A 12908-nucleotide genomic window follows, 5' to 3' on the forward strand; every position below is an offset into this window, starting at 1 on the left:
TCATATATTTCTATTGTTTTATGAACATAAATTAAATTTCATTTTATAAAAATTTGAATTAATAATCTCAATTTTCAATTAACACTTATATTTATTAAAATTTACACTGAAACTAACTTATTAAATTTATAAACTATTATTTAAATTAAGCAGTTTAATATATATTTTAAACAATATTTATCATCAAGTCAAATATTTAATGTATGATATTTATAATTTGTGATATACAACTTGTACAGCAAATATATAAATAATTTCACTAATATTATCATCTATTTATTCAACAATTTTTCATCTTAAACTACTCAATAAATACAAAAATAAAAAGCTATTTCGCTATGCAATATCTGCACGGTGAAATAGCTTTTTTTATTCTGCAATTCTATTTTGCGTAGTCGAAGAAACCTCTTCCAGATTTTCTTCCAAGCCATCCTGCTCTTACATACTTTCTAAGTAAGGAATGAGCTCTGTATTTAGAGTCTCCTGTTTCCTTATAAAGTACATCCATTATTGCTAAGCACACATCGAGACCAATTAAATCTCCTAAAGCTAAAGGTCCCATTGGATGGTTAGCACCAAGTTTCATAGCTGTATCTATATCTTCTGCTGAAGCTATTCCTTCTGCAAATATACCAACAGCTTCATTTATCATTGGTATTAATATTCTATTTACAACAAATCCTGGAGCTTCTGCAACTTCTACTGGTTCCTTACCAATTGCAACGCTTAATTCTTTTATAGCATCAAAAGTTTCCTGTGAAGTAGCCATTCCCTTTATTATTTCAATAAGCTTCATGATTGGAGCTGGATTGAAGAAATGCATACCAATAACTTTATCTGGTCTATTAGTTGCAGCTGCCACTTCTGTAATTGAAAGAGATGAAGTATTTGAAGCCAATATAGTTTCTGGCTTACAAATAGCATCTAACTCTTTAAAAATTTCCTGCTTGATTTTCATATTTTCAACTGCTGCTTCAACTACAAGATCGCAATCAGCTGCCTGATTTAGGTCAACTGTTCCAGTTATTCTTGTAAGTATTTCAGTTTTTGCTTCTTCAGTGATTTTTCCCTTTGTAACGGATCTTGAAAGATTTTTGTCTATTCCTTTTATTCCTCTTTCAACGAATTCATCCTTTATATCTCTAAGAACAACTTCAAAACCTTTTGCTGCAAAGGCTTGAGCTATTCCAGCTCCCATTGTTCCTGCACCAAGTACACACACTTTTTTCATGTCATGTAACCTCCTAAATAAATATACATTTTGATACCTAAATAACTTTTTATTTACATATAAAATTATTTAGGTATATGATTTATCAAGTTTAAGATTTCCTCTATGGAGAAAAGTTATTCTAGAAAAGCTTATTTTGCGACAGCTTTTACTTGTGATATCAATTCTGGAACAACTTTGTTTAAATCTCCAACTATTGCAAGATCTGCCACCTGCATTATTGGTGCATTTTCATCTCTATTAATAGCTACAATGTAGTCACTATCCTGCATTCCAGCAAGATGCTGAATAGCTCCTGAAATACCACAAGCTATGTAAAGCTTAGGTCTTACAGTTTTTCCAGTTTGACCAACTTGAACTGATTTGTCAATCCAATCTTTTTCTATAGCTGCTCTTGAAGCTGCAACTGTTCCGCCAAAAGCATCTGCTAATTCCTGAAGTTTTTCGAAGTTTTCTTTACTTCCAACACCTCTACCACCAGCAACTATAACTTCTGCTTCTGATATATCTTCTGCATCTTTAGCTAATTTTACAACTTCTTGGACTTTTGTTCTTATATCGTCTTCTGTTAAATTAACTGTAACTTTTTCAATTTTTGAAGTATTTTCTTTAGATGAATCTTTATCAAGTTTAGAAAATACTCCTGGTCTTACAGTAGCCATTTGAGGTCTGTGGTCAGCACATACAATTGTAGCCATAAGATTTCCACCAAAAGCTGGTCTTGTAGCTAATAAATTATTGTTTTCAGCATCTATGTCAAGAGCTGTACAGTCAGCTGTTAATCCAGTTGTAAGTCTAGCTGCTATTCTAGGTCCTAAATCTCTTCCTATATAAGTAGCACCTATGAATATTATCTCAGGTTTTCTTTCATTTGATAATTCGCAAATAACCTTTGCATATGCATCAGTTGAGAAGTGTGATAAAAGCTTATCATCTGCTGCTATTACCTTATCAGCACCATAAGCTAACAATTCTTTTGCTATATCATCAGTATTATATCCAAGTAATACTGCAACTAATTCTGTATTTAATTTATCTGCCATTTCACGGCCTTTTCCCAAAAGCTCTAATGAAACTTTTTGAAGTTCTCCGTCTCTCTGTTCAGCAAAGACCCATACGCCGCCTTTATAATCTGCTATATTCATTTTAAATCCCTCCTACATCACTTTAAATATAGTGTTTTTCTTGTAATTTTGAAACTGCATAACTAACTGCTTCTTTAACTGGCTTATTAACAATTTCTCCTTGGCCCTTAGTCTCCTTAGTTGCTGATCTCTTAACTTTTGTAGGTGATCCTTTAAGTCCAAGAAGGGATTTATCTACATCTATATCATCTGCACTCCATACTGTTATTTCTTTATCAAATAATCCAAATATATTTTTAACATCCATATATCTTGGTTCATTTAATTCTTTTATAGCAGTAAGTAATACTGGTGTATTAACCTTAACTACTTCATATCCATCTTCCCAAGCTTTTCTTACTGTTAACTCTTTATCTCCAGTTACATCAACTTTTTCTACATAAGTTATCTGTGGAATTCCAAGATGTTCAGCTATTTCTGGTCCAACCTGTGCTGTATCTCCATCTATTGCTTGTCTTCCAGCAAACACCACATCATAATCAAGTTTTCTAAGTGCTCCTGCAAGGGCATTTGATGTAGCTAAAGTATCAGCTCCTGCAAAGGCTCTATCAGATATAAGTATTGCTTCGTCCGCTCCCATAGCCATAGCTTCTCTTAAAGCAGTTTGAGCTTGTGGAGGTCCCATACTTAACACGATAACCTTAGCACCAGTATTTTCTTTTATTACTAATGCTTCTTCTAATGCATTTTTATCATCTGGATTTATTATTGATGGAACTCCTTCTCTTATAAGTGTTCCTGTCTTAGGATCTATTTTAACTTCAGTTGTATCTGGAACTTGTTTTAAACAAACAACTATATTCATCGCCTATAAACCTCCTTATTATCTAAAAATGTTTCCTGAAATAACTAATTGCTGAACCTGTGAAGTTCCTTCATATATTTCAGTTATCTTAGCATCTCTCATCATTCTTTCTACAGGATAATCTTTAGTATATCCATATCCACCGAATAATTGAACAGCTTTAGTTGTTACATCCATTGCTACATTTGCAGCATGAAGCTTTGCTCTAGCAGCATCAACAGTATATGGTAGTTTCTGATCTTTTTTCCAAGCCGCCTTATAAACCAAAAGTCTAGCTGATTCTATAGCAACTTCCATATCTGCCATCATCCAAGAAAGTCCTTGGAATTTATACAATTCTCTTCCAAACTGTTTTCTTTCCTTCATATATTCCTTAGCTTCATTAAAAGCGCCTTCAGCAATACCAAGAGCCTGAGCAGCTATACCAATTCTTCCTCCATCAAGAGTTTTCATTGCTACGCCGAATCCTTTTCCTTCTTTACCAATCATGTTTTCCTTTGGTACTACCATATCTTCAAATATAAGTTCTGTTGTAGATGAAGCTCTTATTCCAAGTTTATCTTCAACTTTACCGATTGAGAATCCCTTAAAGCCTTTTTCAATTATAAATGCTGATATTCCTCTTGTTCCCTTGCTTCTATCTGTCATGGCAAATATAACAAATATGTCTGCTACTCCACCATTTGTTATGAATATTTTTGAACCATTAATTATATAATTGTCACCATCAATTACAGCTACAGTTTGTTGTCCAGCTGCATCTGTTCCTGCATTTGGTTCAGTTAAACCAAATGCTCCTATTTTTTCACCCTTTGCAAGTGGTGTTAAATATTTTTCCTTTTGAGCTGGTGTACCAAATTGATCAATTAGTGATGCACAAAGTGAAGTATGTGCTGAAAGTATAACTCCAGTAGTACCGCATACTTTAGATAATTCTTCTACAGCTAGTATATAAGATAACGTATCTCCACCAGCTCCACCATATTCTCTAGAAAAAGGTATACCCATCATACCATACTTAGCCATTTTCTTTACATTTTCCATAGGGAATCTTTCTGTTTCATCAATCTCTGCGGCTATTGGTTTAACATCAGTTTCAGCAAATTCTCTTACCATCTGTCTTACTAATTCTTGTTCTTTAGTCAATGAAAAATTCATGTAACTTACCTCCTCTTATTTATTCTTAAAATTACCAGTTAAATATTTTTTATCATTCAAGAATGTATTCATACCTTCTTTTTGATCTTCTGTAGAGAAACAAGCTCCAAATACTTCTGATTCAATTGACACACCTGTATCAATATCAGTTTGAATTCCTCTATTTATTGCTGATTTAGCCAACTTAACAGCTATAGGTGCATTGGCTGCTATAGTATTTGCCAATTGTTTTGCTTCATCTAATAAAGTTTCTGGTTCTATAACTCTATTAACAAGTCCTAATCTATAGGCCTCTTCAGCATTTATAATTTTTCCAGTATATATAAGTTCCTTTGCAGCTCCTGGGCCTATTAATCTAGCTAATCTTTGAGTACCGCCAAAACCTGGAGTTATTCCAAGCTGTACCTCTGGCTGTCCAAATTTTGCCTTAGTAGAAGCTATTCTTATATCGCAAGACATAGCAATTTCACAACCACCACCCAATGTAAATCCATTAAGGGCTGCTATTACTGGCTTTTCTAAATTTTCAAGTTTTCTGAACACCTTATTACCTAGTATTCCAAATTTTCTTCCTTCTACTACATTCATGTCTTTCATTTCTGATATATCGGCTCCAGCTACGAAGGATTTTCCCGCTCCCGTTAATACCACTGCTAAAATTTCATTATCTTTGTCAATTTCATCAATTACAGAATCAAGCTCAGTTAACGTTTCACTGTTCAAAGCATTAAGAGCTTTAGGTCTATTAATTGTAACTACGGCAATTTTTTCCTCTTTTTCAAGGATAATATTATTAAAATCCATGCCTAATCCTCCTACAATTTTAATGCATTGTTAATATTCTAACAATGGAGATTAAAAATACACTAAATTTACACTTCGCCTTTAATTATATACTGAATTCAATTAGTTTTCAATAAAAAAATTAAGTTATAACCATTATAGAGCTAAATTCCTATAATTTTTTTGTTAAATTTATAAGAATTCAGCTCTATAATATAGATAAATGATTTTAATTTTAATAATTTTTTACGTTAATTAACATTTAAACTATTGATTTTTATGTTAATATAGTATATCTTGTTATTGTAGGATACGTTAACATTGTTATAGAATCTTATAACAAGTAATTTTTTACATAAATTAAAAACTTATAATAATAGCTTTTGTATTTTAGCAGTATTAAATATGAATGTGAAATCTTTATATTGTCTTATTCATTAGGCAAGTCAATGTAAGTAAACTTTCACTTAAATGTACATTTTCTACCATTACATCCGCTGGAGCTATAAGATCAACTGGTGCAAAATTCCATATTCCTTTAACTCCATTTTTGACTAATATATCACATACACTTTGTGCATTTTTAGGCGGAACAGAAATAGTAGCTATGTCTATTGGATTTTTTTGTAAAAACGGTTCTAGATAATCAATATCATATATTTCTATATCTCTTATTTTAAGTCCAAATAATTTTGGATTTATATCAAAAATAGCATTTGTCTTGAAGCCCATTTTTTGAAAATTTGTATAATTAGCTATAGCTTGACCAATATTTCCTGCACCTACTATTATAGTTTCATAGTCCTTTGTAATTCCAAGTATATTGCAAATTTGATAGTGTAAATCTTTTACATTATATCCGTATCCCTGTTGCCCAAAATCTCCAAAACAGTTTAAATCTTGCCTTATCTGCGAAGCTGTGAAACCTATTTTTTCACTTAATTCTTTAGATGAGATTCTATCAACTTCATTATTAACTAATTCGTTTAGATATCTATGATACTTAGGAAGTCTTTTTATTACTGCCATAGATATATTTTTTTTCTTTTCCAACTGTTGCACCCCTTACCTCTGAAATATATACTTATTATATTCTACCACATATCAGTAATTTTACACTTGTTTTTTGATAAAAATTACACAATACTTATATAAAAATTAAAATATACTGTAATTTTTTAAATTAAAATAGTAAAATAATAGTTATACACTTAATATTAGGCTGGTGATTAAATTATGATAGTTTTAAGTACAAAAAATATAACTAAAGGCTATGGAATAGATATAATTTTAGAAGATGTAAACTTTACTATAAATGAAGGTGAAAAAGTAGGTCTTATAGGGGCAAATGGCGCTGGAAAATCTACTTTATTTAAAATCTTAACAAATCAACTAGATCAAGACAGCGGCGAACTATTCATAGATAAAAATAAAAGAGTAGGATATCTTTCTCAGCATCTGTCTTTAGATGAATCAAATACAGTATATGATGAACTTCTATCTGTATTTAAAGAATTATTGGATATTGAAAAAAAATTAAATAACCTGGAATCAAAGATGAATGAACCTTATGATATTGAAAATGAAGAATATCATAACAAAATAATAAAGGATTATACCACTTTAACAGAACTTTATGACACTAAAGGAGGTTATACCTATAAAGGCGAAATAAATAGAGTTTTAAATGGACTTGGATTTTCCTCAGAAAATTATGATAAAATTATAAATCTTTTAAGTGGTGGTCAAAAAACAAGAGTAGCTCTTTGTAAACTTCTACTCACAAAACCAGATATTCTTCTCTTGGATGAGCCAACTAATCATTTGGATTTAGATGCCATTGAATGGCTCGAACAGTATCTTATAGCTTATAAGGGTACTGTAATTTTAATATCTCATGACAGATATTTTTTAGATGCTATAACTGAAAAAACCTTGGAAATGATATCTGGCCACGTGAATGTATATTCCGGAAATTATACCCAAGCATTAGATTTAAAAAAGAAAAATTATGAAGTTCAATTAAAAGCTTATAAATTACAACAGGCTGAAATAAAAAGGCAAGAAGAAATAATTGAAAAATATAGATCTTTTAATAGAGAAAAAAGTATAAAAGCAGCTGAAAGCAGGCAAAAATCTTTAGATAAAATTGAAAGAATAAAAGCCCCCGATAAAGATGGAAGAGCATCAAGAATTAATTTTGAAACTTTAATCAAAAGTGGTAATGATGTACTTCACATCGAAAATTTATCAAAAAGTTTCGGTGAAAAACAGCTATTTAAATCTTTAAATCTGGATATAAAACGTGGAGAAAAAACAGCTCTTATAGGTGAAAATGGAAGAGGTAAAACTACTCTTTTTAACATATTGATGGATAATATTAAAAGCGATACCGGTATAAAGGTTTTAGGTAAAAATGTATTCATAGGATATTATGATCAGGAACAGTCTGATTTGAACGATGAAAAAACTATTCTAGATGAAGTATGGGATGATTTTCCCAATATGACTACCACAGAACTTAGAAATGCCTTAGCTGCTTTTTTATTTACTGGTGATGACGTTTTTAAGAAAATACATAATCTTAGTGGTGGAGAAAAATGTAGAATTAATCTTTTAAAATTGATGTTGTCTAAAAGTAATTTTCTTCTTCTAGATGAGCCTACAAACCACCTTGATATAGTATCCCGTGAAGCTCTAGAAGAAGCTCTTTTAGGTTATGACGGTACTATCCTTGTAATTTCTCATGATAGATATTTTTTAAATAAGGTTGTTTCTAAAATCTACGAACTTGAAATAAATGGAGTAAAAGAGTACTTAGGTAATTACACTTATTATATAGAAAAGAAGAGAAATCCTACTAGATTTGAAGAGGAGAAAACAGTTTTTGGTAAAACAAAAACTCAAATAAATCTGGAGAAAAAGAAAAAAAGAGAAGAAGAAAAATCTAAAAAAGAAGAAAAACTTAAGCTAAAAAATATTGAAGAAGAAATAACTGATGTTGAAAGTAAAATATCACTACTTGAAAATAAATTATGTACCGAAGAAGTTTATTCAAATCCTGAAAAAAGTGAAAAAATAAATAAAGAACTTTTGGATACTAAAAATAAATTAGAAGATTTATACAACCAGTGGGAAAATTACCTGTAATTTTCCCACTGGTATAATGCATCATTAAAAACCAAAATATTCTTTAAGTTTTTTTACATTATTTCTACTTATAGGTATTTCTGATTTCTTCTCATCATCCATAACAAGTTTATAAGTACCATTAAACCAAGAATAGAATTCCTTTACATTATCCATATTTACAAGATAGCTTCTATGGCATCTGAAAAAACTTGTTTTCTCTTGTAATTGATATAGATTTGACATAACAATATATTTCTCCTTTCTGGTTTTTACATAAGTTCTATCCTCCTCTATATAACAATAATATATATCCGATGCATCTACTAAAATTGTCTTTCCATTACTTTCACAGGGTATTTTTTTCAATATCTTTTTATCTTTATCTATTTTATCTATTAGCTTATTGAGCATATAGGGTATTTTTTCACTTTCCATATTTTTTTTGCTTCTCTTATCTATAAGCCTATCTATAGTAATTTTTATTCTCTCTTCATCAAAAGGTTTAAGCACATAATCCAAAGCATAGAGTTTGAAAGCCTTTAATGCATACTTTTCATAGGCAGTAACAAATATTATATCTATAGAGTCATTAAAATTTTTTATTATATCCGCTACTTCTGTTCCAGTTCTTCCTGGTATATTTATATCTAAAAAAACTGCATCTGGTCCTTCATTTTTTACAATTTCCACAGCACTTTTACCATCATGTACAATTCTATTCACAAGTATATTATCATTCTTTGATATTATATAATTAAGTTCCTCCGCAGCTGGTATTTCATCCTCTACAATAATACATTTTATTTTATCCATTCACTACTTCCTCCTCTTTAATGGGTATGATAAAATTAATTTTTGTTCCACTATTCAAATGAGTTTCTATACTTAATGCAGATTCTTGTCCATACAATAATTTTAATCTTTCATTAACGTTTTTAAGACCTATACCAGGCCAATTTATGAGAACTTCCCTTAGTCTTTCTTCATCCATTCCAATACCTGTATCTTCTATAGAAAAATTTATTTCACTACCTTCCAGAGAAACTCTTAAATATATACTTCCTCCTTCCATTTTAGGTAATATTCCATGTTTTACTGCATTCTCCACAATTGGCTGTAATATAAACGAAGGTACTTTAGCATCCATAATTTTGTCTGGTATATCAATAAATAGTTTTAATCTATCTCCAAATCTTGCCTTTTCAATAGAAAAATAAGATTGAATAAAATCCACTTCTTCTTTTAGATGAACAAAATCTTCTTGCCGCTTCAATGTCTTTCTAAAATAATTAGATAGATTTAATATAAGGTCTCTAGCTTTTAATGGATTAGTTCTGCAAAAAGATGAAATGGTATTCAAAGCATTGAATAAAAAATGTGGCTCTATTTGAGCACGAAGAATTCTAAATTTTGCTGTTGATGCTTCCTCCGCTAGCTTGTTCAATTTATATAATTCTATTTGATTTGACAATAATTCACTTAGCTCTTCTGCAAACTCTGTAAAATAGACAGTAATATTTTTTTTAGATTTCATTCCAAGCCCCAGTACTCCTTCAAAATCCGAATTATCTATTTTAAAAGGCGAACATATGAAAAACATATTGTCTATTTTTATAGTTTTGTAACTTGGAGATTTATAATAGCCTTTTAATATGTCTATTAAAAATTTTTTATTTATATCTTCACCTGAGCAAGTTAATATTCCCTCTTTATTACCTATAAATATTCCATCTATATTAGTAGTTTCGTATATTATATTAGAAACTTTCTTTGCTGTATCAGTATTAAGACCTTTTCTCATATACTTTAAAGTTTTTCTTGCTATATTCAAAGCCTTTTGTGCCTCTATAGCAGCAATTCTATTGCAGTCCTCCTTAGCACTTTTTATTGTACTTATAAAGATAATAGTTCCCATAGAATTTATTAATATCATAGGTACGGCTATAGCTTTAACTAAATTCACAGCGCTATAAAAAGGATATGATAATATTAAAATTATAAGCATTTGAAAAGCTTCTGCAATTACTGCTGCTATGCAGGCATATCTTATGTTAAAATTTTTATTTTTTACTTTATTACCTATAATTCCGGCTATAATCCCCTCCACTACAGTAGATATTCCACAGGCAAAAGCAGTAAATCCTCCTAAGAAATATCTATGAGTACCTGAAATAATCCCCACCATCATTCCAATAAAAGGTCCATAAATATATCCCGATACTATGGAGGCTATAGGTCTTGTATTTGCTATAGCATCATAAATTCCTAAATTTCCTTTGGATATATTAATTTCATGTTTTGCATAGGGACCTATATCTATTCCCGTATAATTACCTATAACACCTAATAAAGCAAAAAATAGAATTACAAAAATCTTATTTCTCCTTCTTGAATTTTTTTCTATTAATTTTTTTAAAAGATTGGATTGATTGTACATATAAGCAAACAGTACAATAAGAGACATATTTTCCAGTAATTTAATATATATCAAAACCACCACTCCTAATATCACAGTGCTCATGTAAATTATACCAATTAATATAATAATTTAATTATATACCTAATTTAATTTATTGTTAACATAAAATTAAATACCAATTGGGCTTTAATTTTAACCGTTTACTGTTCTTTTTTAACACTTTAGTCTATTTAAGTGTTAAAATCTATGCTCCTAAAGTATTATAATATTGTAAACGATTTTAATATGAATTTATTAAAGAAAGGGGTATTCATATGAATTCTATAGTTTTAGTAATCATAGGTGCATTAATATTAGTCCTAGGTTACAGATTTTATGGCTGCTGGATAGCAGCAAAAGTCCTTGTACTAGACAAAAACAGAGAAGTGCCAGCTAAAAAATTTGAAGATGGACATGACTATCTGCCTACTAACAAATGGGTTCTTCTAGGTCAGCATTTTGCGGCAATTGCTGGTGCGGGACCACTTATAGGACCAGTTCTTGCAGCTCAATTCGGTTATCTTCCAGGTACACTTTGGATTTTAATTGGTGGTGTCCTCGCTGGAGCTGTACATGATTTAGTTATCTTATTTGCATCAGTAAGACAAGATGGGCAGACAATTGCTGAAATTGCAAGAAAAAATCTAGGTACCAGAATGGGTTTTATTACATCTATTTCAGTTATTTTTATATTAATAATAACCATGGCTGGACTTGGACTTCCAATAGTAAATTCTCTTGCCAACAGTCCTTGGGGAACTTTTACAGTTGGTTTTACCATTCCAGCTTCAATATTTATAGGTATTTATCTTAAATTCATACGTCCTGGTAAAATAGGTGAAGCTACTATAATAGGTATGGCACTTATATTAATAGGAGTTATTCTTGGACCAACTATTCAAACTTCAATCATCGCTCCATTTTTTACTTTCAATGTAAAACAGATATCACTTATTCTCGCTATATATGGTTTTTGCGGAGCTGTTCTTCCAGTATGGCTGTTACTACTGCCAAGAGGTTACCTAAGTACTTATATGAAGGTTGGCGTTATATTAATACTTGTGCTTGGTATTATACTGGTCAGACCAATCATACAAATGCCTGCATTTACGCCTTTTGTTAATGGCGGCGGTCCCATAGTTCCCGGGAAAGTATTTCCTTTCATATTTATAACCATAGCCTGCGGTGCCCTCTCTGGATTCCATTGTCTTATAAGTACAGGTACTTCACCAAAACTTATTGCAAATGAAAAAGACATATTGCCTGTAGGATATGGTTCAATGGTCATAGAATCCTTTGTAGCTTTAATTGCACTTATTGCTGCTACTTGTCTTCCAACAGCTGATTATTTCGCTATAAACTCTGCACCTGCCCTATTCGCAAAACTTAATATGATTCCAAAAGAATTACCTATGCTATCACAACTGGTAGGAGAAAATCTGGCAGGAAGGCCTGGTGGTTCCGTATCTCTTGCAGTAGGTATGTCCTATGTATTTTATAAAATTCCAGGTTTAAAAGCTTTAATGTCTTACTGGTATCATTTCTGCATAATGTTTGAAGCTTTATTCATTCTTACAACTATAGATTCAGGTACCAGAATAGGAAGATATCTATTTCAGGATTTATTCGGTAAATTTTACAAACCTTTTAAAAAACAAGATTCTTGGTTCAATACTATATTATTCAGTTTCATTATGACTTTCTGCTGGGGATATTTATTATATACAGGAAATATATCAACCATTTGGCCTTTATTTGGTGTAGCAAATCAAAGTCTGGCTGCTATAACCTTTGCTATAGGTACCTCGGTATTAATAAAAATGAAAAAGAAAAAATATATACTTATAACAATAATACCTATGATATTTATAAGTGTAGCTACTTTGACGGCATCCTTTGAAAATATAATTGGCAATTACATTCCAAACCACAAAACTACCCTTACAGTATTATCTATAATTCTCATAGTTATACTGGCAGTCATATTATATGAAAGCATAAAGAGCTGGATTTCTGATTTAAAATCTCATAAATATGATTCTCCAAAAAAGACTACTGTAAAAGAAAATGTTAATATAGGAATAGATACTTCTACTAAATAATATTTATTTTATAATATAGTCTCATAATTAAAAATTTTTAAATATATATACTATTTGCCATCTATAAATAAGAATAAAAATGAGAACTAACGGA

At 30.5% G+C, this 12908-nt stretch carries 10 protein-coding genes; 2 read left to right on the forward strand and 8 right to left on the reverse strand.

Features of this window, described 5'->3' with window-relative positions; genetic code table 11:
• Positions 1–382: 382 nt before the first annotated feature.
• The 6 genes from CLPA_RS13895 to CLPA_RS13920 all read right to left on the reverse strand — a co-directional run bounded on the left by CLPA_RS13895 (position 383) and on the right by CLPA_RS13920 (position 6175).
• Positions 383–1231, reverse strand: a complete 849-nt coding sequence (locus CLPA_RS13895) for a 3-hydroxybutyryl-CoA dehydrogenase (RefSeq protein WP_003443095.1) — start codon at positions 1229–1231, stop codon at positions 383–385.
• A gap of 131 nt (positions 1232–1362) precedes the next feature.
• Positions 1363–2376, reverse strand: coding sequence for an electron transfer flavoprotein subunit alpha/FixB family protein (locus tag CLPA_RS13900; protein WP_003443099.1), 1014 nt, complete (start codon positions 2374–2376; stop codon positions 1363–1365).
• Between the two features lie 22 nt (positions 2377–2398).
• Entirely contained in the window at positions 2399–3181 is a 783-nt protein-coding gene (locus tag CLPA_RS13905) for an electron transfer flavoprotein subunit beta/FixA family protein (protein ID WP_003443102.1), read from the reverse strand.
• 18 nt (positions 3182–3199) lie between these two features.
• Positions 3200–4339, reverse strand: coding sequence for an acyl-CoA dehydrogenase (locus CLPA_RS13910; protein WP_003443104.1), 1140 nt, complete (start codon positions 4337–4339; stop codon positions 3200–3202).
• Positions 4340–4354: 15 nt separating this feature from the next.
• Complete coding sequence (locus CLPA_RS13915; RefSeq protein WP_003443106.1) at positions 4355–5143, reverse strand: short-chain-enoyl-CoA hydratase; 789 nt, start codon at positions 5141–5143, stop codon at positions 4355–4357.
• 399 nt (positions 5144–5542) lie between these two features.
• Positions 5543–6175, reverse strand: a complete 633-nt coding sequence (locus CLPA_RS13920; protein WP_003443108.1) for a redox-sensing transcriptional repressor Rex — start codon at positions 6173–6175, stop codon at positions 5543–5545.
• A 183-nt stretch (positions 6176–6358) separates the two neighbouring features.
• Between CLPA_RS13920 and abc-f the strand changes: the two genes are divergently transcribed.
• On the forward strand, positions 6359–8272 hold the full coding sequence (abc-f, locus tag CLPA_RS13925) for a ribosomal protection-like ABC-F family protein (protein WP_003443110.1): 1914 nt from the start codon (positions 6359–6361) through the stop codon (positions 8270–8272).
• 24 nt (positions 8273–8296) lie between these two features.
• On the opposite strand, the gene CLPA_RS13930 is transcribed toward abc-f, so the two are convergent.
• Both CLPA_RS13930 and CLPA_RS13935 read right to left on the reverse strand, forming a co-directional pair.
• Complete coding sequence (locus CLPA_RS13930; RefSeq protein ID WP_003443112.1) at positions 8297–9067, reverse strand: LytR/AlgR family response regulator transcription factor; 771 nt, start codon at positions 9065–9067, stop codon at positions 8297–8299.
• The gene (locus CLPA_RS13935) at positions 9060–10745 is read right to left on the reverse strand and encodes a LytS/YhcK type 5TM receptor domain-containing protein (protein WP_003443114.1); all 1686 of its coding nucleotides are present in this window, start codon (positions 10743–10745) and stop codon (positions 9060–9062) included. Before CLPA_RS13935 ends, CLPA_RS13930 begins: the two co-directional genes overlap by 8 nt.
• A gap of 242 nt (positions 10746–10987) precedes the next feature.
• On the opposite strand from CLPA_RS13935, the gene CLPA_RS13940 reads away from it, so the two are divergent.
• Positions 10988–12814: a carbon starvation CstA family protein gene (locus CLPA_RS13940; RefSeq protein ID WP_003443116.1), complete on the forward strand. Its 1827-nt coding sequence runs from the start codon at positions 10988–10990 to the stop codon at positions 12812–12814.
• Positions 12815–12908 lie beyond the last annotated feature (94 nt).

Source organism: Clostridium pasteurianum DSM 525 = ATCC 6013, from assembly GCF_000807255.1.
Classification (GTDB): Bacteria; Bacillota; Clostridia; order Clostridiales; family Clostridiaceae; genus Clostridium_I; species Clostridium_I pasteurianum.

Excerpts from the sequence above, each read along its gene's own strand:
- CLPA_RS13940 (WP_003443116.1), top strand. The coding sequence starts at position 10,988 with ATGAATTCTATAGTTTTAGTAATCATAGGTGCATTAATATTAGTCCTA.
- CLPA_RS13930 (WP_003443112.1), bottom strand. The coding sequence starts at position 9,067 with ATGGATAAAATAAAATGTATTATTGTAGAGGATGAAATACCAGCTGCG.
- CLPA_RS13910 (WP_003443104.1), bottom strand. The coding sequence starts at position 4,339 with ATGAATTTTTCATTGACTAAAGAACAAGAATTAGTAAGACAGATGGTA.
- abc-f (WP_003443110.1), top strand. The coding sequence starts at position 6,359 with ATGATAGTTTTAAGTACAAAAAATATAACTAAAGGCTATGGAATAGAT.
- CLPA_RS13905 (WP_003443102.1), bottom strand. The coding sequence starts at position 3,181 with ATGAATATAGTTGTTTGTTTAAAACAAGTTCCAGATACAACTGAAGTT.
- CLPA_RS13915 (WP_003443106.1), bottom strand. The coding sequence starts at position 5,143 with ATGGATTTTAATAATATTATCCTTGAAAAAGAGGAAAAAATTGCCGTA.
- CLPA_RS13895 (WP_003443095.1), bottom strand. The coding sequence starts at position 1,231 with ATGAAAAAAGTGTGTGTACTTGGTGCAGGAACAATGGGAGCTGGAATA.
- CLPA_RS13900 (WP_003443099.1), bottom strand. The coding sequence starts at position 2,376 with ATGAATATAGCAGATTATAAAGGCGGCGTATGGGTCTTTGCTGAACAG.